At 39.0% G+C, this 24,802-nt stretch carries 18 protein-coding genes and 1 tRNA gene; 12 read left to right on the top strand and 7 right to left on the bottom strand.

The window, feature by feature from the left end:
- Positions 1-186: 186 nt before the first annotated feature.
- The gene (locus NXS11_RS02440; RefSeq protein WP_259198361.1) at positions 187-1,044 is read right to left on the bottom strand and encodes an oxidoreductase; all 858 of its coding nucleotides are present in this window, start codon (positions 1,042-1,044) and stop codon (positions 187-189) included.
- A 129-nt stretch (positions 1,045-1,173) separates the two neighbouring features.
- On the opposite strand from NXS11_RS02440, the gene panB reads away from it, so the two are divergent.
- Positions 1,174-1,986, top strand: coding sequence for a 3-methyl-2-oxobutanoate hydroxymethyltransferase (gene panB / locus NXS11_RS02435; RefSeq protein WP_259198360.1), 813 nt, complete (start codon positions 1,174-1,176; stop codon positions 1,984-1,986).
- 2 nt (positions 1,987-1,988) lie between these two features.
- Positions 1,989-2,834: a pantoate--beta-alanine ligase gene (gene panC, locus NXS11_RS02430; RefSeq protein WP_259198359.1), complete on the top strand. Its 846-nt coding sequence runs from the start codon at positions 1,989-1,991 to the stop codon at positions 2,832-2,834.
- Positions 2,835-2,882: 48 nt separating this feature from the next.
- Here panC and NXS11_RS02425 read toward each other — a convergent pair whose 3' ends face one another.
- Positions 2,883-4,307 carry an aminotransferase-like domain-containing protein gene (locus NXS11_RS02425; protein WP_259198355.1) on the bottom strand — a complete coding sequence of 475 codons (1,425 nt, stop codon included), beginning with the start codon at positions 4,305-4,307 and terminating at the stop codon, positions 2,883-2,885.
- Between the two features lie 143 nt (positions 4,308-4,450).
- Here NXS11_RS02425 and NXS11_RS02420 point away from each other — a divergent pair, with 143 nt between their 5' ends.
- The 3 genes from NXS11_RS02420 (at position 4,451) to NXS11_RS02410 (ending at position 8,699) form a co-directional block, all read left to right on the top strand.
- Positions 4,451-5,071 carry a LysE/ArgO family amino acid transporter gene (locus NXS11_RS02420; RefSeq protein ID WP_259198353.1) on the top strand — a complete coding sequence of 207 codons (621 nt, stop codon included), beginning with the start codon at positions 4,451-4,453 and terminating at the stop codon, positions 5,069-5,071.
- Positions 5,072-5,262: 191 nt separating this feature from the next.
- Positions 5,263-7,890 carry a pyruvate, phosphate dikinase gene (gene ppdK, locus NXS11_RS02415; RefSeq protein ID WP_259198352.1) on the top strand — a complete coding sequence of 876 codons (2,628 nt, stop codon included), beginning with the start codon at positions 5,263-5,265 and terminating at the stop codon, positions 7,888-7,890.
- The gene (locus NXS11_RS02410; protein WP_259198641.1) at positions 7,884-8,699 is read left to right on the top strand and encodes a pyruvate, water dikinase regulatory protein; all 816 of its coding nucleotides are present in this window, start codon (positions 7,884-7,886) and stop codon (positions 8,697-8,699) included. The genes ppdK and NXS11_RS02410 overlap by 7 nt, the downstream gene beginning before the upstream one ends.
- Before the next feature lie 223 nt (positions 8,700-8,922).
- Here NXS11_RS02410 and NXS11_RS02405 read toward each other — a convergent pair whose 3' ends face one another.
- On the bottom strand, positions 8,923-9,114 hold the full coding sequence (locus tag NXS11_RS02405) for a hypothetical protein (RefSeq protein WP_259198351.1): 192 nt from the start codon (positions 9,112-9,114) through the stop codon (positions 8,923-8,925).
- Positions 9,115-9,302: 188 nt separating this feature from the next.
- Between NXS11_RS02405 and NXS11_RS02400 the strand changes: the two genes are divergently transcribed.
- Positions 9,303-10,631, top strand: a complete 1,329-nt coding sequence (locus tag NXS11_RS02400) for a sodium-dependent transporter (RefSeq protein ID WP_259198350.1) — start codon at positions 9,303-9,305, stop codon at positions 10,629-10,631.
- 60 nt (positions 10,632-10,691) lie between these two features.
- Here NXS11_RS02400 and NXS11_RS02395 read toward each other — a convergent pair whose 3' ends face one another.
- On the bottom strand, positions 10,692-12,032 hold the full coding sequence (locus tag NXS11_RS02395; RefSeq protein ID WP_259198349.1) for a carboxylesterase family protein: 1,341 nt from the start codon (positions 12,030-12,032) through the stop codon (positions 10,692-10,694).
- A 167-nt stretch (positions 12,033-12,199) separates the two neighbouring features.
- On the opposite strand from NXS11_RS02395, the gene NXS11_RS02390 reads away from it, so the two are divergent.
- The 3 genes from NXS11_RS02390 (at position 12,200) to NXS11_RS02380 (ending at position 15,900) form a co-directional block, all read left to right on the top strand.
- Positions 12,200-13,096, top strand: coding sequence for a PLP-dependent cysteine synthase family protein (locus tag NXS11_RS02390; protein WP_259198348.1), 897 nt, complete (start codon positions 12,200-12,202; stop codon positions 13,094-13,096).
- Positions 13,097-13,098: 2 nt separating this feature from the next.
- Positions 13,099-14,247 (top strand): bifunctional cystathionine gamma-lyase/homocysteine desulfhydrase, encoded by a 1,149-nt coding sequence (locus tag NXS11_RS02385; protein ID WP_259198346.1) that lies wholly within the window; start codon positions 13,099-13,101, stop codon positions 14,245-14,247.
- A 702-nt stretch (positions 14,248-14,949) separates the two neighbouring features.
- Positions 14,950-15,900, top strand: a complete 951-nt coding sequence (locus NXS11_RS02380; RefSeq protein WP_444544736.1) for a CHAP domain-containing protein — start codon at positions 14,950-14,952, stop codon at positions 15,898-15,900.
- A gap of 60 nt (positions 15,901-15,960) precedes the next feature.
- On the opposite strand, the gene NXS11_RS02375 is transcribed toward NXS11_RS02380, so the two are convergent.
- Positions 15,961-16,233 (bottom strand): hypothetical protein, encoded by a 273-nt coding sequence (locus NXS11_RS02375; protein ID WP_259198343.1) that lies wholly within the window; start codon positions 16,231-16,233, stop codon positions 15,961-15,963.
- 425 nt (positions 16,234-16,658) lie between these two features.
- Here NXS11_RS02375 and isaB point away from each other — a divergent pair, with 425 nt between their 5' ends.
- Positions 16,659-17,180 carry an immunodominant staphylococcal antigen IsaB family protein gene (isaB, locus tag NXS11_RS02370; protein ID WP_259198341.1) on the top strand — a complete coding sequence of 174 codons (522 nt, stop codon included), beginning with the start codon at positions 16,659-16,661 and terminating at the stop codon, positions 17,178-17,180.
- 144 nt (positions 17,181-17,324) lie between these two features.
- Here isaB and NXS11_RS02365 read toward each other — a convergent pair whose 3' ends face one another.
- Both NXS11_RS02365 and NXS11_RS02360 read right to left on the bottom strand, forming a co-directional pair.
- The gene (locus tag NXS11_RS02365) at positions 17,325-18,149 is read right to left on the bottom strand and encodes a YibE/F family protein (RefSeq protein ID WP_259198340.1); all 825 of its coding nucleotides are present in this window, start codon (positions 18,147-18,149) and stop codon (positions 17,325-17,327) included.
- Positions 18,146-19,219, bottom strand: a complete 1,074-nt coding sequence (locus tag NXS11_RS02360) for a YibE/F family protein (RefSeq protein WP_259198640.1) — start codon at positions 19,217-19,219, stop codon at positions 18,146-18,148. Before NXS11_RS02360 ends, NXS11_RS02365 begins: the two co-directional genes overlap by 4 nt.
- A 207-nt stretch (positions 19,220-19,426) precedes the next feature.
- On the opposite strand from NXS11_RS02360, the gene NXS11_RS02355 reads away from it, so the two are divergent.
- A tRNA-Ser gene (locus tag NXS11_RS02355) sits at positions 19,427-19,519 on the top strand.
- Between the two features lie 616 nt (positions 19,520-20,135).
- Complete coding sequence (locus tag NXS11_RS02350; protein ID WP_263009887.1) at positions 20,136-24,608, top strand: SdrD B-like domain-containing protein; 4,473 nt, start codon at positions 20,136-20,138, stop codon at positions 24,606-24,608.
- Positions 24,609-24,802 lie beyond the last annotated feature (194 nt).

Here is a 24,802-nt window from a genome sequence, read left to right as displayed (position 1 = left end):
TCATTGTGATTGTGCGCTGTTTTTACTCTTATATGACTGTTAAAGAAGCAATATTCTCGATAAAATTACGCAATTAGATAAGATGTTAAAAGCTATTTGTGTATTATGAAGCCTAAGCGCTGTTCTTTGAGTTTTGATTATGTGACAGTGAGATTTTTAGAAAAATGAGATGTCTGTCACTCTTGGCTATATTGTTGGATCAAGCGCTTTTAAGTCATGATAACATTGGTCAAGTGTAGGTGTGTCGAGATGACATTGTTGAGATTGGCGATAAACATACCCTTGTATCGCATCGACTTCAAGCGGTTGCTGATTTTTGACATCGTAATACATACTCGTGCCCATCTCGTCTGGATAGCCAGCATAAATTTGCATAATATCTGTAACGATTGTAGCGGGTAATGTGATACCACAGGCTCTGGCAACTTCCGAACCTTCAGTTAAGAGTTGTCGACATAAATTATAGATGTCAGGGCGTTTAAGCACACGAGCAGTATCTTGTGTAAGTGTGGTCACAGTGTTAATACCAAGGTTGACCAGCAGCTTGTACCAAATTGTTTGCGCAATATCATTCTCTAATATAACTTCTAAGTCGGTATTCGCCAGCTGCGTTACAAGTTGTTCGGTATGTTTATCACGTTGAATATGAATGCGTCGATCACGAAAATGCGTGACGTGTTTCCCTTTCTTTTCACCACTAATATACACGACGCCTTGATAGGCTTGGTAGTCTGCTAACAAATCAAGCTGTCCATAGCCATTTTGAGCTAAGATGATGAGTGTATTTGAATGTGTCAGACGTGATAAGTGCGGTACCACAGTTGCTAATTGATGTGTTTTGACGGCAATAAAAATCATGTCGAAAGTATCTTGGCACGTTGCGAGTGATTGTACTTCAATGATTGTTTGCGCGTGTGTTTCCCAATCATCATAAATACGTGTATCATCTTGACGTCCAAGCAATGTAACAGCGTATGTGGGTCGTAACATCATTGCGATGGCAGTCCCAACAGCACCCGCCCCAATGACAGCAATGTGAGACATATCAATACCAACCTCCTTCAAGCGCTTTTACATTCACTATAGCTGGTGTTTAGGATAAAATCAAAGTAAATTGAATTTAGTAAGCGCTTATTTTACGATGAAATTATTAATCAATAAGGGGTGTAATAATTGAAAAAGTTAAGTGATTTACATCAGATGAAACAAGCAGGAGACAAAATTTCCATGGTGACTGCGTATGATTACCCAAGTGCGAAACAAGTCGAAGCGGCAGGGATTGATATGATTTTAGTTGGGGATTCATTAGGAATGACTGTGTTAGGTTATGATAGTACAGTTGATGTGACACTCGATGATATGTTGCATCATAGTAAGGCAGTTCGACGTGGTGCACCAGATACATTTGTTGTTGTTGATATGCCATTTGGAACGGTGGGGATTGATTTAACGACAGATCTTCAAAATGCAAAAATACTTTATCAACAAAGTGGTGCGAATGCGGTTAAAGTTGAGGGTGGTCATTTGACATCCTTTATTCAACAAGCAACATATTTAGGCATACCGGTTGTAGCACATTTAGGATTAACACCACAAAGTATCGGGGTGATGGGTTATCGCATGCAAGGGGCAACAAAAGAAGGTGCTGAATGCTTGATTGAAGAGGCAAAAGCAGTTGCACAAGCGGGTGCAGTCGCATTAGTACTTGAAGCGGTACCAAGCGATCTTGCACAACATATTAGCGAAAAATTAGACATTCCTGTCATCGGTATTGGTGCAGGTAAGGGTACGGATGGTCAAGTGCTGGTATATCACGATATGTTAAATTATGGCGTCGAACGCACAGCAAAGTTTGTAAAACAATACGGTGATTTTTCTGTAGGTGTGGCAGCACTTAAGCACTATGATGATGAAGTGAAAAGTAATGACTTTCCATCTGAACAATACACGTATCAAAAACAAATTATGAATGAGGTGGAGAAGTAATCATGACACAAGTCATTACAGAAGTGAAACAGATGCAAGCAATGATGAAAGCATGTAAGCGACAAGGGGGACGTATCGGTTTTATTCCTACAATGGGTGCATTGCATGATGGTCATTTAACAATGATGCGCCGTTCTGTTAAAAACAATGATATAACGGTTGTGAGTATTTTTGTGAATCCTTTACAATTTGGACCGAATGAAGACTTTGATGCATATCCGAGACAAATTGACCAAGATGTGGCAGCTGTTGAAGCGATTGGTGTGGATTATGTGTTCTATCCAAGTGTTGAGGAGATGTATCCTGATAAGTTAGGGGTGACGTTGACGGTTGGACGTCTCGCGGAAGTCTTAGAAGGCGCTCAAAGACCAGGGCACTTTGATGGTGTCGTAACGGTTGTGAATAAGCTGTTCAATATTATTCAACCTGACTTTGCATATTTTGGTAAAAAAGACGCCCAGCAGTTAGCGATTATTGAGAAAATGGTAATGGACTTCAATCATGGCGTAAAAATTATCGGTGTGGACATTGTACGTGAAGCGGATGGACTTGCGAAAAGCTCTCGTAATGTCTATTTAACAGAAGTAGAACGACAAGAAGCGGTACATCTTTATCAAAGTTTGTTGTTGGCGAAGAAGCACTATGATGAGGGTGAGCGTGAGAGTGAAAAGCTTGTTGCATGGGTGCGTAATTATTTAGAAGCACATACTTCTGGAAACATAGAGGAAGTAGCGGTGTATAGCTATCCAGCGTTAGAACCATGTACAAAGATTGAAGGATGTGTATTCATATCGCTAGCTGTTAAGTTTTCCAAAGCGCGATTAATCGACAATATGATTATTGAATAATAGAAACACCCCAAAGGTTTGATTAGACAGCTTACTTTGGGGTGTTCGTTATTTTATTAATTTTTCGTGGTCGATGAGTTGTCTGAGCATACAGAGGCTGCCATCTATTTTGTCAGTGTCGATGTATGAATATGAAAAGCGCAGATAACGCTTGGCTTTTTCTGAATAAATTTCCCCTGGATGGATTAATAACTGGGCGTTAATTGCTAATTGAAATAGCTTTTTCATATCGATTGGTACGTGTAATTGAAACCAAATATAAAAACTACCTGGTATCTCATGCCAACTCCCGATATCAGAGAAATACTTTTTGAGTGCGGCTACCATTAATTGTTTACGTGTGAGCAGTTGCTTTTTAATGATTGTTATATGGTCTTCATGATATTCAGCAAGCCATTGCGTTGCGATATATTGTGAAATCGAACTCGCACCGTAATCATTTTGCATTTTTAAGTCGGCGAGATGTTGTATCACGCGTTTGTTGCCGATAATCCAACCAATGCGTAATCCAGGGCTGACCGTTTTTGATAGGCTTCCCAAGTACAATACATGATGACTTGTATCGAGCGATTTGAGTGGTGGGGGGGCTATCCCGTCAAACCAAAGCTCGCTATAAATATCATCTTCCACAACCGGAATGCCTTTCTTTTTACACTGAGCCAATATATGTTCTTTTTCGGTGAGTGAATAACTATTAGCAGTTGGATTGTGAAGTGTCGGGTTGCAGTAAAAGATGCTATTGCTGTAATCAGTGTCTTCCTTAAAAATTGCATGTATATTGTTTTTGATGTATGAGATTGGTAACGAAACCATCTTGGAATGAATTTTATGCCATGTACGCACAGAGTTGATATACGAAGGTGTTTCGACAATAATGGTTGACTCTGGTATGAGTAAACCGTCGGCAATGAGCTTGAGTCCTTGCAGTGCACCAGAGGTAACACAAATTTCATCTACGTCACATGAAATACCTCTACGTGCGACTAACTGCCTAATCTGTTCTCGCAATGCCAAACTACCTTGAGGTGCCTCGTAATTTGATGATAACTGTTGGCATTGCTCGTCCTGCATGATTTGTTTGAAAGTGGCATTCGGGATGAGTTTAGGTGAAAGTTCCCCAGTACCAAGTCTTACCATATCATCGAGGAATTCACAGCGATTAATTTCTCTAATATAAAATTGATTATTAGGTGTGGGACTATTACCAATATAATCTTGCCAGCTTAAGTTATGGTGGATATATTGATTCCAGCCTTGATGAGAAATATAGATGCCACTTCTTTCTTTGCTTTCCACAATACCATGACTTTTTAGAATATCCATAACAGTAACAATGGTTGTACGATTTACTTGATACTTGTGGGCTAAAGCTCTTTGAGAAGGTAACTTCATCCCACCCTCTAGCTTGCCATGATTTATATCGTTTATGATGTCATCAATAATTTGTTGGTATTTTGGTTTGTTTTTGTTCATCAAGCACCTCCTATCTGGTTGACCAAAATTTTTGTGTTGGATGATTTCATTCATCATGACATCGTGTATTCTTACAGTATGTTACCAAACATATTAGCAAATTTTTAGTGAAAATATAAGGTTACTTAGGGAGGGGGACTACGATGTTTCAAGCTATGCTACATGGTTTTTTATTAGCATTAGGATTGATTCTACCATTAGGAGCACAGAATGTTTTTGTTTTCAATCAAGGGGCAAATCACAAAAGTTTAAAAAAGGTGATGCCGGTTATTATCACAGCTGGACTATGTGATACACTGCTTATTTTGTTAGCAATTTTGGGTGTATCCTTGTTGCTTAATCAGTATCCATCTTTGCAACTTGCTATTTATGTAGTGGGGCTCGTATTTTTACTGTATATGGCATGGTCTCTATGGATAGAAAAGCCAGCACAAAATGCAGAGCAGCCTCCGATGTCAGCGCGAAAACAAATCGGCTTTGCATTGTCAGTGTCGTTGCTGAATCCGCATGCCATTATGGATACCATCGGCGTCATCGGTACAAGTGCATCCATATATGTGGGATATGAAAAGGTCGCATTTGCCTGCGCAACGATTGCAGTGTCGTGGCTGTGGTTTGTAAGTTTGGCAGTTGTTGGCAAGGCGTTAGGGCGTATAGATACATCTGGAAAATACATTGTGCTACTGAATAAAGTATCTAGCGGTATTATCTTAGTAGTGGCAGCCATTATTGTAAAAAATATATGGATACTCATCTCGCTTTGAAATATGACATACTATTTTGAGACGTTATAATTCCCTTATTAAGAAGTTGTATATTCTCTTTTTCGAGCTACCTATTTTTGACGAAAATCATAACTTTTTCAGAAAATCTATGTTTTTGATTGTCATTTATGTTTTAATATGACATACTTTTTATTATTAGTATGACACATTAAAATGATGAGGTGACATGTATGTCGAAATTAGTATATGCATTTGATGAAGGACATAAAGACTTGAAAGACTTATTAGGTGGAAAAGGGGCAAACCTATCTGAGATGAAGTGTTTAGGTTTACCTGTGCCTGATGGTTTTACAATTACGACTGAGGCATGTATCGACTATCTCCGTCGTGGTCAGTCATTATCTGATGAAGTAAAAGCACAATTGACGGAACAGCTACAAGCGTTTTCTGAACGTACAGGAAAAGCTTTTTCATCAGACGACAATTTATTACTTGTATCTGTACGTAGTGGGGCGAAAATATCAATGCCTGGTATGATGGATACGATTTTGAACCTTGGTTTGAATGATGAGAATGTTGAGAAGTTAGCTGAGAAAACAAATGATGCACGCTTTGCTTATGATTGTTATCGTCGTTTGCTTCAAATGTTTGGTGAAGTTGTTTACAATATTCCGATGACCGCATTTGATACATACTTTGACGGCTATAAAAAAGAACATGGTTACGTCAATGATGCAGACATTTCATCAGATGGCTTGAAAGAAATCTGTAATCACTACAAAGAAGTCTATGTTGAAAATGCATATAAACCATTCCCGCAAGAACCACTAGATCAATTGTTAGAAGCGGTTGAAGCGGTATTCAGATCATGGGATAACGACCGTGCCCGTGTATATCGTGATTTGAATGATATTCCACATGACATCGGTACAGCGGTTAACGTACAAGAAATGGTATTCGGTAACAGTGGTTCAAAGAGTGGTACAGGTGTTGCATTCACACGCAATCCAGTAACAGGGGAGCCGAAATTATTTGGTGAGTATCTGTTGAACGCACAAGGTGAAGACGTTGTAGCGGGTATTCGTACGCCACAAGATATCGCAACATTAAAAGAACAGTTGCCACACGTACATGAAGCATTTGTTAAGGTGTCAGAACAACTCGAGGCACACTACAAAGACATGCAAGACATCGAGTTCACAATTGAAAACGAACAACTTTACATTCTACAAACACGTAATGGGAAACGTACAGCAAAAGCAGCGATGCAAATTGCAGTTGACCTTGTTGAAGAAGGTGTGTTGACAAAAGAAGAAGCGGTGACAAAAGTTGATGTGAAATCAATTGATACATTGTTACACCCAACGTTCAAAGAAGAAGCATTGGAAGAAGCGGAAGTCGTTTCTAAAGCAGGTTTACCAGCGAGTCCAGGAGCAGCAACAGGACGTGTTGTATTCTCGGCTGAAGAAGCGAAGTTGCGTGCTGAACAAGGTGAAAAAGTTATTTTAATGCGCCCTGAAACATCTCCTGAAGACATTGAAGGTATGATCGCAAGTGAAGCGATTGTGACAACGCATGGTGGTATGACATCGCATGCAGCAGTTGTTGCCCGTGGTATGGGTAAATGCTGTGTAACAGGTTGTTCAGACTTGGACATTGATACAGTCAACAAAACAGTGACATATGCGGGTGGTATCATTAACGAATTGGATGAAGTGTCAGTCGATGGTGCGGATGGTGATATCTATGTAGGAGCTATTGAAACAACAAGTGCAGAAAACAGTGAAGCATTCGACCAATTTATGGCATGGGCGAAAGAAGTAGCGCGATTGAAAGTACGTATGAATGCAGAGACAAAACCAGATATTGAAGCGGGTTATCAATTCGATGCGATGGGTATTGGTCTTGTGCGTACAGAGCATATGTTCTTCGGTGCGGAGCGTTTAGTGGAAATGCGTCGCTTTATTCTATCATCAGATCAAGAAACACGTATTCAAGCGTTGAACAAAATCCGCGATTATCAAACAGAAGACTTTGAACAAATCTTCCGCTTATCAGGAGAACGTCCAACAATTGTACGTTTACTAGATCCACCATTGCACGAGTTCTTACCAAAAGGTGATGATGAAGTGCGTAATGTGGCACAGCAATTGAATATTTCTGAGCAACAATTAAATAAACGTATCGCAGAGTTACACGAAACCAACCCAATGTTAGGACACCGTGGTTGTCGTCTAGCGATTACGTACCCTGAATTATACGTGATGCAAGCTGAAGCAATTATGGGCAGTGTGGCACGCTTAAAAGAAGAGGGCATTAACTGTCAGCCAGAGATTATGATTCCGCTTGTATCAACGGTAGAAGAATTTAAATTATTGAAAGCACAAATCGTGGAATGTGTCGATCAGTTGATGGAAGAGACAGGTCAATCATTAACGTACTTAATCGGTACAATGATTGAAACGCCACGTGCATGTATGGTAGCAGGTGCGTTGGCAGAAGAATGTGACTTCTTCAGCTTTGGTACAAATGATTTAACACAACTGACATACGGTTTCTCACGTGACGATGCAGGTAAGTTTATCAACGAGTATGTCACAAATAATATCTTGGCAGTTGACCCATTCCAAACAATCGATAGAGATGGTGTAGGGGCATTGATTGATATTGCAGTAACACAAGCTAAAGCGGCAAAACCAAGTCTTAAAATCGGTGTTTGTGGCGAATTAGGTGGCGATCCAAAATCAATCGGCTACTTCAACAACTTAGCCATTGACTACGTATCATGTTCACCATTCCGCGTGCCAGGTGCAATTCTTGCGACGGCACAAAGTGAGGTTGAGAGAGGAAGATTGTAGTGAGCAAGCAACAATTAACAATCTTTATTGTGTCGGATTCGCTAGGAGAAACTGCACAACGTATGACGCATGCGGTCATGGGACAGTTTCCGGATTTGGATCAGGTACAAATTAAAAAGTTTCCGTTTATTAAAGATGAGAAAGATTTGCGTACCATACTTGAGCTGGCAGTAGATAAAGAGGCAATCGTTGTAACAACACTTGTCTCTCAAAAATACAATGAAATGGGCAAAGCCTATGCGCAAGAGCATGGCATTCCATATGTGGATTATATGTCTGAATTGATGGGCTTTGTCCAAGAAAAAACAGGTGTCGAACCTGTCTCAGAAACAGGGATGATTCATAAGCTGAATGATGACTATTTCAAACGTATTGAAGCGATCGAATACTCCGTGAAATACGATGATGGTAAGCATTTTACAGATATTGGAGAAGCGGATGCATTAATACTCGGGGTGTCACGTACGTCTAAAACACCATTGAGTATGTATTTAGCGAATAAGGGTTATAAAATTGCGAATATCCCACTTGTGCCTGAAGTGGGTATCCCTGATGAAGTTTTTAAGCAGAAAAATCTCAAGGTGTTCGGTTTGACAGCGAGTCCACAATATATCATGAATATACGTACGGAACGTGTCAAAGTATTGGGTATCTCAGGGAAAGCAACATATAACGATTTGGCCCGTATAAAAAAAGAACTCGCTTATGCAGAAGAAGTCTTTGCGAAACTCAATGCGACCGTCATCAATACAGAATATCGTTCTATTGAAGAATCCGCGTTTTATATAGAGAAATTTTTGCAGAAATAGTAATCCGGAAAGGCTATCTAGACATATACCGATCCAGCAAGGAGAAAGGACATGTCAGTCGGCTAAACATGGGTTCAGTATCAATCAAGGTGGAATGGTTTTTGTAGAGCCATGGTAAGGTAGATTATCTCTTTAATAGATAGAGGAAAGCAGCGTGTTTCTACGATGAGTGCATGATGGACTATGCGCTCTTGGAAACATGCTGCTTTTTTAACTGGCTGATTTACTTAATGCGTCTACCTCGTTTATCTGTTGTTGGTACTACAAAATACAGGACTGCGAATACAATGATGGATACAAATGTGACTGTAGCTGTAATCGCAGGGCTGAGATTAAATAATACAGAAGACAACGCACAAAGTGTACTTATAATGATTGCAATGAGATAGCAATGCTCCTTGAGTTGTTGTGTCATCGTTTTCACCTCTTTATTCAATTCAATCATACCAAAAGAAGTCAAATATTCAATGTTTGCACAGAATCTTCATAATATTTTTAAGCTAAAACGATTGTAGCTTATTGCGCGGTTCTTTAAAGTGTGGTATATTGCTAGAAATTATGGTTAGAATACTTTATCGCTTTAACGTAGAAAGGGTGTAAGAATTGCTGAAAGAATCACAATGGAAAACATCAACAGGATTTATATTAGCAAGTGCTGGTTCGGCAATTGGTCTTGGTGCGATGTGGAAGTTTCCATATATGGCAGGCATGTATGGTGGCGGGGCATTTTTATTGATGTTTTTACTATTTACAATACTAGTAGGTTTACCATTACTTATCATGGAATTTATTGTGGGGAAGGTAGGACGTACATATACAACAGAGATTTATAGTAAGTTAACCGGAAAAAAATGGCTTAATTTAATTGGTTGGAATGGTAATATTGCGGTCTTTGTCTTGTTTGGTTTTTACAGCGTTATCGGTGGTTGGATTGTTATCTATATCGGTATCGTGTTGATGCAGTTATTGCATGTATTACCATCAAGTTTAGTTGATATTTCATTTGAATCGATTATTAGTAATCCTGTTTACACGATTATGGGGCAATTTATCTTCATTGGTTTAACGTGTGTTATTGTTATGCTAGGTGTACAGAAGGGATTGGAGAAAGCCTCTAAGCTAATGATGCCATTACTTTTTATTTTCTTGTTAATTGTCGTTGCAAAAGCTCTAACATTAGATGGTGCGATGGATGGTATACGCTATTTGCTACAACCGCGTATATCAGATATTACAATGGAGTCGATGCTTTTTGCTTTAGGACAATCATTTTTTGCACTCTCGCTTGGAACTACTGGGATGATTACATATGCGAGTTATGCGCCTAAAGAAATGACCATCAAAGCATCAGCTATTTCGATTGTCGTGATGAACATTTTTATATCGGTTTTAGCAGGCTTAGCAATTTTCCCAGCGTTAAAAGCATTTGGTTATGCACCGACTGAAGGGCCAGGATTATTGTTTAAAGTATTGCCGTTAGTCTTTGATAAAATGCATTATGGGACATTTTTCTATGTGATCTTCTTGATATTATTTTTATTTGCAGCATTGACATCTTCTATCTCATTATTGGAGTTGAATGTGTCGAATTTAACACGTAATGATAACACAAAGCGTTCGCGTGTAGCACTTTGGACAAGTATTGCTGTATTGTTGATTAGTATTCCAGCGATGTTATCTTTTGGTTCGTTAAGTCACATACAATTTGGTGCCGGAACAATTTTTGATAACATGGACTTTTTAGTGTCTAATATTTTGATGCCGCTCGGTGCTTTGGCGACAACATTAGTGGTAGGTCAATTTTTAGATAAAGAACTATTGATAGAGGGCTTTGGTAGAGATCGCTTTAAGTTATTCTATCCATGGTATGCTCTAGTAAAATATATATTACCGTTCGTCATCTTAGCGGTGTTTATTTTACAATTAGTATAGTGATTAACCACAAAAACACTTTCGTAACGATGTAATCGATATGAAAGTGTTTTTTACGTATTATTGATAAATAATATGGCTGTATGGTAAGTGGCTAGTACGCGCGAATGCACATAAGTCATGAATCATATTTTGGCTGAGACATCGCTCATGTTCAGTGATAATTGCGCCCTGTGCTTCGATAATATCAAGTCGCCCAAACCAAAACAAAACGTCCAATATGTGGTAAGCACTGTGATATAAAGGATGTGTCGGATGTGACCAATCGAATGTATACGTATATACAGTTGTGTGTTGTGACAGTGCCTTGACGTAGGTATGGAACGGTTCATGAAAATAATAGGTTGTGATAAAGTTACGCTGTTGTTGAGCAGTTGTGATGTTATGAATAGGTGGTATCTTGCGCCCTGTTCGTTCAAGCACATATTGAAATTGTTTGGGTGGTATTATTTTTTGTTCGTTTTTAATATAAATGTCACCTTCTGCAGTTGTTACACCAATCCATATTGGACAGGGCAAAGGTGCGTTCATTTTGATAGGCATATTATGTGTTGTTATTGGCTGATATAGCATCTCTAACCCTTTTGACTTACCGTATTGTGCTTGGTGTTCTGACATTAACAAGAGGAGGGTTTCAGATGTTAATGATTCCCATGGTGTGTTGGGCGCCAAGTTCTGTTTAAGTGCTTGAAATTCATATGCTTTTTGCTTGGCATATTGTGCTGTGTCAGGTTCTAAAATACCACTAAGCATGACCGCATTATGAACATACAGTTGTACGCTTGGTAATTGTAATAATGCTTGAATACTCATAGCGCCGGCAGACTGCCCCATTAATGTTATGTGTGTGGGATCACCGCCAAAAGCTGCAATATGTGTATGTATCCATTGCAATGCGCAAATAAGGTCGGACAAGCCGTTATTGCTATCCCATGATGGGTTAATGGCTGACCAGTCAAGGAACCCCAGAGCACCGATTCGATAGTTGCATGTTACAACAATGACATCTTCTTGTTGCACAATCATATCTGGTTGGTAGAGGTCTTGTGCGCTGTGCCCATTGACAAAGCTACCACCGTATATGTAGAAAATGACCGGGAGTTGGGTGTTTGTTTTGTGATTAGATGGACGCCATATATTGAGTGTTAGACAGTCTTCATCTTGAACAGGTAATATGTCACGAACGGAGAAGAATGATTCTAATGTATTCATCGGTTGAAGGGGAACAGACCCAAAGCATGTCGCATCCAGTTCGCCTGTCCAACATGACGTGATAGGTTGGGCATGGCAGAAGCGTTGTGTATCTATTGGTGGTTGTGCGAAGGGAATCCCTTTAAAAACATCATAGTTTGGATAGCGTATACCGCGGATTTTGCCAAGTTTTGTTTGAACAACTGTCATAAGCATGCCCTCATTCTTATTTAGTCTAAACTTACATTGCTAGTTTAGCGTATTTTTAATGACAGTGTAAAAAGAAATAGCGCGCAATAAAGTTTATAGATTGAATTTTATAGAGATATAGCATATAATCCTTATTGATTAACTAGGTTTTAGAAGGGGTTCATACTGTGAATACGATAAATTTGATTGGTAATACACCATTAGTCCAATTACAACACTATAGTACAGACAAGGTTCGTATTTATGCCAAGTTAGAAATGTATAATCCGGGTGGTAGCGTGAAAGATCGCCTTGGGAAATATCTAATTGAACGAGCAGTAGAGAGAGGATTACTTCGACGTGGTGGTCAATTAGTAGAGGCAACAGCTGGAAATACTGGTATTGGACTTGCACTTGTAGCAACACAATACAATATTCAATGTGTCATCTTTGCGCCAGAGGGTTTTTCAGAAGAGAAGATTGAGATTATGCGTGCGTTAGGTGCGACAATCTATCGAACACCCAAGGCAGAAGGAATGCTTGGTGCGCGACGAGCTGCGCAAGATTATGCAGTTCAAACAGGTGCTTACTACACAAATCAATTTGAAACAGATGATAATCCGGCTGCCTACAAGGAAACGTTAGCACAAGAGTTATTACGTGAGTTGCCAACAATGAAATATTTTGTGGCAGGTGCAGGTTCTGGTGGGACATTTTCAGGTGTTTCAGAGGTGATACAAGCACAAGGAGTGAAATCTGTAGTTGTTGAGCCACCGGGATCGATTTTATCGGGTGGTTCAAAACGGAAACATGATACGGAAGGTATTGGTGTGGAGGAATGGCCACCGTTTCTAGACAAAGCATGGATTGAACGTGTAGAAGTTGTTCCGGATGAAGTCGCATTTCGACATGTGCGTGAATTGGCAAAACATGAAGGAATGCTGGTGGGAAGTTCTTCAGGAGCAGCACTAGAAGGCGCATTGCGTGTTGCTGGACGCATTGAACAAGGTGATATTGCCGTCGTATTTCCAGATGGTAGTGATCGTTACATGTCAAAACGTATATTTCAATATGGAGGGTTCTAAATATGAAGAAAAAGACATTATTAATTCATGGAGGCAAAACAACAGATCCATACACAGGTGCGGTAACAACACCCATCTATCAAACAAGCACTTATGAACAAGATGGTGTAGGTACGCTTCGTCAAGGTTATGAATATTCACGTACAGCGAATCCAACTCGCGCATCATTAGAGTCAGTGATTGCGGACTTAGAGCATGGGAAACATGGTTTTGCGTTCGGATCAGGCGTTGCGGCAATCAGTGCAGTGATTATGTTACTTGATCAAGGTGACCATATCATTGTAGGTTCGGATGTATACGGCGGTACATATCGTGCGATGACAAAAGTATTTAATCGTTACGGTCTTAATTTTGATTTTGTGAATACTACAGATGTTCAAAATATTGCTGATAAGATTAATGATTCAACAAAAATGATTTTTATTGAAACACCATCTAATCCATTATTGCGTGTGACGGATATTAAAGCTGTGAGTGAATTAGCGCGTCAACATGATATTTTAACAGTGGTAGATAATACATTTATGACACCTTATTTTCAAACGCCGCTTACATTAGGCGCAGACATTGTTGTACATTCTGCAACGAAATATTTAGGTGGACATAGTGATGTAGTTGCTGGTTTGGTAGTGGTATCTGATGACGCACTTGCTGAACGCATTGGCTTTATTCAAAATTCAACAGGTGGTATATTAGGACCACAAGATAGTTATTTAGTGATACGTGGTATGAAAACACTCGGGTTAAGATTAGATCAAATTGAAAAAAATGCATTAGCAATGGTGTCTATGCTACAGAAACACCCCAATGTTGTTAAAGTCTATCATCCGAGTCAAAAGGATCACTTGAATTATGACATTCATCAAGCACAAACAGAAGGGGCACCAGGTATTGTATCATTTGAAGTAGCAAACATGGAGCAGGCAAAACAACTTGTGACGCAAACACGATATTTCACATTAGCAGAAAGTTTAGGGGCTGTAGAAAGTCTTATATCTGTTCCAAGTTTAATGACGCATGCCTCTATTCCAGCTGATATTCGTGCTAAGGAAGGCATTGCGGATGGACTTGTCCGCTTATCGTTAGGAATTGAAGATACAGAAGACTTAGTAGCAGATTTACAACAAGCATTAGATGCATTAACCGAATAAGAGGGTTATGGTATTAGAGGATAGGAATCGATTGTTCTAAAAAGCTTTCGTTATCCTATCTTGGAAAGACTTGAATACTGACATAGACGTGAAAAAGATTGAAAAATCGTGCCTTCACGTTAGTCAGTTATTGCTGGCTATATTAAATTTTTGACTAGGGACTTTTCTATTAAGATTTTAGTTCCTAGTTTTTTTAATTTGTAGAGATTTTATTCTAGTAAAGTAAAAAGAGTGGATGATAACAAAATGTCGCTTTATGATGACCGTCAGTATAAGTTTTGATGTAAGCGATGTACAATGGTATAGGATTGCTTCTGGTTATATTGCATGAAGGAACGTCTGAATAGGTGTTTTGTAATGAGAATGTTATATAAAAGGTATATATTTTCACATATTTAACGTGTATAATGAAAAAATGTAATGAATAGATACAGAGTTAAGGAGAGGGACGACGTGCGAAAAAAAGTAATTGCGGCCGTCATCGGTACATCAGCATTAACAGCGGTTGCTGCAACAAGTGATGCAGAAGCAGCGACATATCGTGTGCAAGCGGGCGATTCATTATGGTCAATCGCGACAAAACATAATATTTCAATTGCTCAGCTGAAGTCTTTGAATAACTTGAACTCAAACTTGATTTTTCCGAATCAAGTGTTACAAGTATCAGGTGGTAACACAGCAGCGGGACGTAACACGAACAACATAGTAGCAGGTTCTACATATACAGTACGTAGTGGGGATTCATTATCGGCGATTGCAGCACGCTATGGGACAACATACCAAAATATTATGCGCTTGAATGGCTTGAATAGCTTTTTGATTTATCCAGGTCAACAGCTTCAGGTGAGTGGAACGACAGCAACGAACCAATCTACACAAAGTGCGGGGAGTGCCGTTACAAGTAATGTCGGTAACAGTACATATTATACGGTACAACCGGGAGATTCCTTAGCATTAATCGCATCAAAATATGGGACAACATACCAAAACATTATGAATTTGAATGGTTTGAGTGGCTTTTTAATTCATCCTGGACAAAAATTAAAAGTAACAGGTACAGCAGTTTCAAATCAAGTGAATCAAACTACCCAACAAAATACGAATGTAGGGAACACATCATACTACACAGTACAACCAGGAGATTCCTTGGCATTAATTGCATCAAAATATGGAACAACATACCAAAACATCATGAATTTGAATGGTTTAAGTGGTTTCTTGATTCACCCTGGACAAAAGCTAAAAGTAACAGGTACAGCGACGGCATCACAAACACAATCATGGAGTACGCCATCAACAAGCTATACATCACCCGTATTTAATCATGCGAATCTATATGATTGGGGACAATGCACATGGCACGTATTCAATAAACGCCAAGCAGCAGGACGTCCAATCAGTACATATTGGTGGAATGCGAATGCTTGGGATGACAATGCGGCACGAGATGGTTATGTGATTAACAATAGCCCGGCTGTAGGATCTATCTTACAATCAGACTTGGGATACTATGGACATGTTGCCTATGTTGAACGTATCAACGCAGACGGCAGTATTCTTGTATCTGAGATGAACTATAGTGCAGGACCGGGTGTTTTAACATACCGAACTGTACCAAGTTATAGTGTATATTCATTTAAGTATATCCATTAAATAAAAAAGCAGTAAATGCCTTTTGAGAGGAAGGATTTACTGCTTTTTGCTTGTGAACAATTATTGGTTTTGGATGGACTTGAACTTCGAAGCTTGCGCACGGAGTTGGCGTCCTAGTGAGAATAGCGACCATACTTTAATAAACTTACTTTTAGCGCCTAATGATAAGTAAAAGTCTAGCAACATGTCTGCTGCACCAAGCCCTAGAGATAAGTAGCTTAACTTTTTATTTTTTGAGCGGTATACATAATGATTGTAGCCATCAATCGCAATTGTGGCTCCTGATAACAATGTAGATAACACACTCAATCCTTTTTGAGATTTTTTTGCCATAACAAAGTCACTCCTTATACGTTCAATATTCTTGGATACAGTATAATATATATCCTTTTTTTAGTATTGTACACATAGATTATTCAATTTTTTAAGAATTACTCAGTTTTTACCTAAATATAATAGGAATATGTTGTTCTTGTGTTAAAAGATGTATTCTTTGAGCGTATCTGTTACTATTAAAATATAGCGCGTAACAAATGATGCAGAGATTAGCTACTGCCTGTCACATTTTCATTGGGGGTGGCGTTTTCTATTAGCGTCTTAGATCATCTGCAGTTGTTTCCGCTATAGGACACAAGGATTATTGTATATTAACTTGCTAGAGGTATACAGCTTAGTAGGAATGATACTAAAAGAAGTCATTGCAATAGATGGTGTTAACGTAAGAAGTATTTTATTAATATTGATGAGGAGTGAATCAGATGAACAAATATATTAAAGCATTAGTGACAACAGGTGTTACAGCAGGTTTATTACTTGGTGGTGTTTCAGTAGCAAATGCAGCGCAAGAAAAAACACAAACAGAAAAAGCGCCACAAAAACCTTATTACAGCTACAAAGGTGTATTTAATTTCAAGGATAACAAAGCTTTAAAAGATAAATACTTGTATCAAGCTTTGGCTGCAGACAACTTCAAATACGAAGGTTTACAAGTTGGAAAATCAACAAAAGCTGATGCAGATAAAGCATTGGGTAAAGATTTAAAAGCCGTGAGTTCAGAGAATGGTATCTCATTTTACAAAAAAGGCGATGTGATTTTAGGTTTTGATAAAACAGATAAGTTGGTTGACTTAGTATTATTAGTCGACAAAGTGAAAGATAATGAAAAAGATATTAAAGCACACGTCAATAAAGAAGGATTTTATGATGCGGGTGCAACGCAAGTTTCATTTTTCCCTGGTGACAACATTTTAATCAATGCAAAAGAACGTGTCACAGAATAAGTAATAGAATAGATGTAGAAAAGCACCTTGACACAAAATAATGTGTTGAGGTGCTTTTTGTGGCTTTTCAGTTTTATGATAGAAATAATAAACTGGATGAAGTGAGAAATACCTCTTTTTAAATTTTTATTCTCGGTACATAAATTAATGATGTCTCATTTTCGAATTGGCACTTTGCGCAGAGGTTATATTTGCTTCCTCATGAATGAAAGTTAAACGATTGGCACGTTTGAGCAACCACGCTGTGATAAACGCTGTCATTGGGATGCATAACGCAATAGCAATGCCGCCGAGGACAATGGTGACGACCTCTTGTGTGAACAGTTTGGCATTGATTAAGTGACCGAAACTATAGTCGAGATTGAAGAACCAAAATAATAACGTTAAAGAACCGCCCAAAAAGGCAAGATATATCGTGTTGGCAGAAGTTGCTAGAATTTCCCTACCAACACGCATGCCAGATGAAAACAATTGGCGCTGCGTTAATGTTGGATTCGTTAGATATAGTTCATAAACGGGTGAACTAATTGTAATGGCTAGGTCAATAACCGCTGCAATAACCGCTAAGATGACGGTGAATATCATAAATTGTGTCATATCGATGCCGATATTCAATGAAAAGATATATGTTTCATCTTGTTCTTCAGGCGTGAATCCTTGTAAGTGACCGAAATGTACGGACCAATAAATTGCACCAAGCATGAGTAAGGTCGTGGCAATACTCGCAACAAACGCCGCAATCGTTTTAATGTTGAAGCGGTTAAGTAAAAAAAGATTTACTGCAGCGATGAGTAAGCAGAAAATTAAACTCATGACATATATTGAAGCACCAAAAACAATAAATAGAACTGTTATGAACAAAATAATAAAGTTTAAGAATAATGTTAGAAAAGAGACAATGCCAGTTTTCCCACCAAATAGACACATCAATATGAATAAGATGAACGTCAATATGAGCAGTGCATTCACTGTGTGCGACCTCCTTTCCATCGATACCAAACTTGCATAAATAGAATAGTTAGTGGGACAGTGAGCACAATCCCAATTCCTCCAGTAAGTGCGCGACAAATTTCTAGAGACCAGTTCATTGAGATACTATAGGTAAGCGTGTTACCGTTTTTAAGGAATAGCAATAACATGGGCAGTCCACCTGCTAGATATGAAAATAGTAAAATATTGGTCATTGTGCCCATAATGTCTTTGCCGATATTTTGTCCTGCTTGAATCCAACGCTTTACAGGTATTGAAGGGCTACGTTGCAGTATTTCATACATACCGCTAGAAATCGTAATCGCAACGTCCATTACAGCACCTAGTGTACCGACAAGTACAGATGTTAGAAATATCGTTTTAGGTTGAACAGTTAAGAAACTCATGGTCTCATATTTGACCCCTTGACTATTGGTAAAGGTAATAATGAGCCAAGCGATACCCACACAGATGAATGTACCGAGCAGTGTACTGACGATAGTCACTACAGTCCGTGATTGCCAGCCGGTAACTAATGTTAATGTCAGTATTGTCGTGACTATTATAGCGAGGCTCATTAACAAGAATAGATTTAAGTTTGGATGTTGATTGTACAGCCAGACAGCTATCAAAATAGCACTCGTATTGATGATGAGTGAAATGATAGATTGCAATCCAATGCGTTCACCTACAATGAGCAGTAGCAGAATAAATGTGCTGATGATACTCACGACCAAGGTATCACGCTTTTTCTCAACGATGTAGGCATCATGATTGGATGGATTAATGTGGAGCAGCAAGCGATCTCCTTGTCGATAAGGCTGGGCTTCAGTATGAGACGCATTGTATTGATGTTCGACTTGTATGACCTTCCCTTTATGAGCGGTATTTAAAAGTTTGATGTTTAATTGATCTGTATAGTGAATATCTTTATTATGTTGTGCGTCTACGGTTGTTTTGCTGTGATGTGTTACAATTTTTGTTACTTCACCAATAGGCGTTTGATAAAATGACGCATTATAACGTGTAAATACAATCAGGGCTATTGCAATAACAATAAAAATTCCCATTGATATGCGCCATGGTTTTTGAAATAATTGATGAATCAAAGGTATCGCTCCTTCGTCAAATGAATAAAATAAGCGTATCTTAGTCAGAGATGAATAGCAAATGGTAGCTTGATGATGCACAATTCAATCGCTCGCAAAAATTTTTCGAAAAATATTGTTGACATTATTCTCAAGCTATAATATTATAGTTATTGTGTTCAACGACATGGAGGAATACCCAAGTCCGGCTGAAGGGATCGGTCTTGAAAACCGACAGGGGCTTAACGGCTCGCGGGGGTTCGAATCCCTCTTCCTCCGCCATTAATAGTAAAATCCAAGACTAATAGATAAACAGAACTGGATATATCCAGAACACGTAAGAGGAGTTTCTCATGAAAATATGAGAAGCTTCTTTTTTTTGTGCTGACCTTTTTCACACCGCTTAATTAAAAGTTAACTATAACCGTCTACAGTTTTTCAAGCTATGTGATTTTTGAAATAGATAACAATATCCAACACTTGCGATCAAATTTTCAATGCTATTGCCTTAACTTATTATATGCAATTTTAAGATATTCTGTGACCATGATTATAAGAGCTATGGCACTTTATAGACTAGAGAATGTTTTGTAAAAATAGTAGGCTTCTCTGAAATGTACTATCGTGCAAAAGCTATAAACTTTAATTGGGTTTTTATACATTCTGAGAACAAATAATATAATTATCTAAAAGTATGATTTGTCAACAACAAGTATTTAAAGATATATGCTTGTTTTGATGATGCATTTTTTGTGTCTAATATACATTTTATTTTAAAACTCATTTTTTACAAAGAGATAGTTTTTTATTACTTCTTTTGGCAATATCGAAAACGATAGGTTGCAGACAAATGATTTATTTGCAACTTAGATATGATTAAAGTGGGAGGAATGTAATAATGACGCAAAAAAAGAAACCTGGTAGACATAAGTATGATTTTTTGCCTAACAGGTTGAATAAGTATTCTATTAGAAAGTTCACAGTAGGGACAGCATCCATTTTAGTAGGGGCAACTTTGTTATTTGGTTTAGATGGAGAGGCTAAAGCAGCGGAAGTAGCAAATGATGCAGATGAAACAGCACAAAATGTTGACGGTGATCAATCAGATGAATCGGAAAACAAAGCTGAAGTGAAAGAAGAGACAACTGAAGAGGTAGCTGAAGCATCGACAACAGAACAAGATGCGTCAGTAGATAATAAAACACAAACAGATGAAGAACTGACGTCAAAAGAAGCACAAGAAGAACCAAAAGCTAATCAAGAGTTGCCAAACGATGTAGAGGCAAAAAACGATGACGTGAAAGAATCACCGAAGTCTGAAACTACGAAGCCAGAAACTGAAGCGGAGAATAAAGAAGTTTCAGTTAAACCTGTATCGAATCCAGCTGTTCCTGTGAATGCGAGAAATGCGGAGATGATTCCGCATGGTACAGGGTTCCGTGCAGCAGGAGATAATAATACATCAGGGCAACTAGTCAATAATAAAGTTGTGATGGATGGATTTAAAATTGAAAATAGACCTTTCTATCCAAATCGCGGTGAATCTATTGAATTTAGTGGTGCATTTAGAGTAGACGGTATGGTAAGAGAAGATGACTATTTTACTTTTGTTATTCCGCATAACTTAAGTTTAGATGGCGATATCGACTATTCAAATGTTGATAACACATACGTATTACCTGATTTATATAGTAAAACAGGCGAAATTGTTGCCAAAGGTTTTTATGATACAGTAAGTAAAGTAGGGACGTATGTTTTTACAAACTATGTAAATGACAAAGATGATATATCTGGTCAATTCACATTACCTATCTTTGCTGACCGTCAAAATTCTCCTAAAAATGGCAGATATAATGTAGATTTCAACATGTCAGGCGCACATTATCGTGGCACAGTAGAAATTGATTACGGTAATCCTGCTCAAGGTCATGATGTATACTATGGTGCGAATATTACATCAACAATTACAGAAATTGATGTGCCATCGCCTGAAAATGAATATCATCAAACAGTTTATGTGAATCCGATAGGTCGAGATTTAACAAATTCACTGGTAACGATTCAAGGTTATCAAGATGACCCAAATACAAGTTCGACAGTCATCAATGCAAAACAAACAAAACTAAAAATCTATGAAGTAAAAGACAAGCATAGAATAACAGACAGTTACTTCATTAATCCAAATGATTCAAATTACATTGATGTAACGAATGATGTACTACCGTATGTAACATACAATAATGACAATTCTGTAAGCATTAATTTTGGAAACATTAACAAGGCATATGTTGTCACAGTTGATGGTCATTATGTGGACAATGGTGAAAATGTTAAAACACGCGTGAAGATGGTAACAGAGGAACGCTATTCAGGTGAGAAAAGTACTTTCTATTGGGATAACGAAAACTTTATTTATTTTGGTTCTGGTAATGCCGATGGAAATCAGCACAGAGAACCTAAAGTGAAACTTGGGGACTACGTATGGGAAGACACAAACAGAGATGGTATACAAGATGTCAATGAACGTGGTATTTCCGGCGTAACGGTAATTTTGAAAAATGAAGACGGCAAAGAAATTAATCGTACAAAGACGAATCAAAATGGTAAATATATCTTTGAAGCGTTAGATAAAGGACGCTATACAGTAGAATTTGAAACACCAGCTGGCTACCGTCCGACTAGCGTTAATCAAGGGACAAATGATGCCAAAGATTCTGATGGTTTAACAGTAGAAGTAGATTTACAGGCAAATGATCTTACAATCGATTCTGGATTCTACAAAGAACCTAAGTTAAGACTCGGTGATTATGTATGGGAAGACACAAATAAAGACGGTATTCAAGATGAGAATGAGCCGGGAATCTCTGGTGTAACAGTAATCTTGAAAAATAATCGTGGTGAAGAAATTAACCGTACAAGAACAGATGAAGAAGGTAATTATATTTTTGAAGAGCTTGAACCAGGTCACTACACGGTAGAATTTGAAACACCAGAAGGTTACACGCCGACAAATGTTAATCAAGGCGGCAACGATGAAAAAGATTCAGATGGCCTAAGAGTTGAAGTAGATTTAGAGGAAGATGACTTGTCAGTTGACTCTGGATTCTACAAAGAGCCTAAGTTAAAACTTGGTGATTACGTATGGGAAGACACAAACAGAGATGGCATACAAGATATCAATGAGCGTGGCATTTCCGGTGTAACGGTAATTTTGAAAAATGAAGACGGTAAAGAAATTAATCGTACAACAACGGATCAAAATGGTGAATATATCTTTGAAGCGTTAGATAAAGGTCACTATACAGTAGAATTTGAAACGCCAGAAGGATATAAACCGACAAGTGTTAATCAAGGTACAGATGATGCCAAAGATTCTGATGGTTTGACAGTAGAAGTAGATTTACAAGCAGACGATCTTACAATCGATTCTGGATTCTACAAAGAACCTAAGTTAAGACTCGGGGATTACGTATGGGAAGATACAAACAAAGATGGTATTCAAGATGAGAATGAGCCGGGAATCTCTGGTGTAACAGTAATCTTGAAAAATAGTGATGGTGAAGAAATTAACCGTACAAGAACAGATGAAGAAGGTAATTATATTTTTGAAGAGCTTGAACCAGGTCACTACACGGTAGAGTTTGAAACGCCAGAAGGTTACACGCCGACAAGTGTTAATCAAGGTGGTAACGATGAAAAAGATTCAGATGGTCTAAGAGTTGAAGTGGATTTAGAGGAAGATGACTTGTCAGTTGACTCTGGATTCCATAAAGATGACTCAGATAGTGACGCGGATTCAGATAGCGACTCAGACAGTGATTCCGATTCAGATAGCGACTCAGATTCAGATAGTGATTCCGACTCAGATAGCGACGCAGATTCAGACAGTGATTCCGACTCGGATAGTGACGCAGATTCAGACAGTGACGCCGACTCAGATAGCGATTCTGACTCAGACAGTGATTCTGATTCGGATAGTGACGCCGACTCAGATAGCGACGCCGATTCGGATAGTGACGCCGACTCAGACAGTGATTCCGATTCAGACAGCGACGCAGATTCAGACAGCGACTCAGACTCAGATAGCGATTCCGACTCAGACAGTGACTCAGATTCAGATAGCGACGCCGACTCAGACAGCGATTCTGACTCAGATAGTGACGCCGACTCAGATAGTGACTCAGATTCAGATAGCGACTCCGACTCAGATAGTGATTCCGACTCAGACAGTGACTCAGATTCAGACAGCGACGCGGATTCAGATAGTGACGCGGATTCAGATAGCGACTCAGACAGTGATTCCGACTCGGATAGTGACTCAGATTCAGACAGCGATTCCGATTCAGATAGCGACTCCGACTCAGATAGTGACTCGGATTCAGACAGTGATTCCGACTCAGACAGTGATTCCGACTCGGATAGTGACTCAGATTCGGACAGTGATTCCGACTCAGACAGTGATTCCGACTCGGATAGTGACTCAGATTCGGACAGTGATTCCGACTCAGACAGTGACTCAGATTCAGACAGCGACTCGGATTCAGACAGCGATTCAGATTCAGATAGCGACTCCGACTCAGATAGTGACTCGGATTCAGACAGCGATTCCGATTCAGACAGTGACTCAGATTCAGACAGTGATTCCGACTCGGATAGCGATTCCGACTCGGACAGTGATTCCGATTCAGATAGCGATTCCGACTCGGACAGTGATTCAGATTCAGATAGCGATTCTGACTCAGACAGCGACGCCGACTCAGACAGTGATTCCGACTCGGATAGTGACGCAGATTCAGACAGCGACGCCGACTCAGACAGTGATTCCGACTCGGATAGTGACGCAGATTCAGACAGCGACGCGGATTCAGATAGCGACTCCGACTCGGATAGTGACTCGGATTCAGACAGCGACTCCGATTCAGATAGCGATTCCGACTCAGACAGCGACGCGGATTCAGACAGCGACGCCGACTCAGACAGCGACTCTGACTCAGACAGTGATTCCGATTCAGATAGCGATTCTGACTCAGACAGTGACTCCGATTCAGACAGCGACTCCGATTCAGATAGTGATTCCGATTCAGATAGCGACTCCGACTCAGACAGTGACTCTGACTCAGACAGCGACTCGGATTCAGACAGCGACTCCGACTCAGACAGTGATTCCGACTCGGATAGCGACGCCGACTCGGACAGTGATTCCGATTCAGATAGCGACGCCGATTCCGACAGAAACCATGAAAATGGTTCACATGGTCATTCATTGCCAGATACTGGTGCAGATGCTTATAATGGCACATTATTTGGATCACTATTTGCGGCAGTAGGTTCGTTATTCTTAGTAGGACAACGCCGTAGAAAAAATAAATAAGTATTCCATATGTAGGGGTATAGACAAGGTTTATTAACTGAAGTAGTGATGTAAAGCTTTTACAGCTGATGTGGAATAAAATGTGGCAATCAATTTATTGATACTTTATAGGATAGTTAAGAGTGGGGCATATTTTATGTCTCACTCTTTGTCTTAGGGATTGCAGAAATGTGAAATTACTTGTAAAGTATAGT

Source organism: Staphylococcus americanisciuri, assembly GCF_024814435.1.
Lineage (GTDB): Bacteria > Bacillota > Bacilli > Staphylococcales > Staphylococcaceae > Staphylococcus > Staphylococcus americanisciuri.
Note: the sequence above shows the minus strand (reverse complement) of the source record. Positions and strands in the feature narration are given on the sequence as shown.

Bases quoted from the DNA above. Each gene is read 5' to 3' on its own strand.
- NXS11_RS02440 (WP_259198361.1), bottom strand. From the start codon at position 1,044: ATGTCTCACATTGCTGTCATTGGGGCGGGTGCTGTTGGGACTGCCATC.
- panC (WP_259198359.1), top strand. From the start codon at position 1,989: ATGACACAAGTCATTACAGAAGTGAAACAGATGCAAGCAATGATGAAA.
- NXS11_RS02425 (WP_259198355.1), bottom strand. From the start codon at position 4,307: ATGAACAAAAACAAACCAAAATACCAACAAATTATTGATGACATCATA.
- NXS11_RS02420 (WP_259198353.1), top strand. From the start codon at position 4,451: ATGTTTCAAGCTATGCTACATGGTTTTTTATTAGCATTAGGATTGATT.
- ppdK (WP_259198352.1), top strand. From the start codon at position 5,263: ATGTCGAAATTAGTATATGCATTTGATGAAGGACATAAAGACTTGAAA.
- NXS11_RS02405 (WP_259198351.1), bottom strand. From the start codon at position 9,114: ATGACACAACAACTCAAGGAGCATTGCTATCTCATTGCAATCATTATA.
- NXS11_RS02395 (WP_259198349.1), bottom strand. From the start codon at position 12,032: ATGACAGTTGTTCAAACAAAACTTGGCAAAATCCGCGGTATACGCTAT.
- NXS11_RS02385 (WP_259198346.1), top strand. From the start codon at position 13,099: ATGAAGAAAAAGACATTATTAATTCATGGAGGCAAAACAACAGATCCA.
- NXS11_RS02375 (WP_259198343.1), bottom strand. From the start codon at position 16,233: ATGGCAAAAAAATCTCAAAAAGGATTGAGTGTGTTATCTACATTGTTA.
- isaB (WP_259198341.1), top strand. From the start codon at position 16,659: ATGAACAAATATATTAAAGCATTAGTGACAACAGGTGTTACAGCAGGT.
- NXS11_RS02360 (WP_259198640.1), bottom strand. From the start codon at position 19,219: ATGGGAATTTTTATTGTTATTGCAATAGCCCTGATTGTATTTACACGT.
- NXS11_RS02350 (WP_263009887.1), top strand. From the start codon at position 20,136: ATGACGCAAAAAAAGAAACCTGGTAGACATAAGTATGATTTTTTGCCT.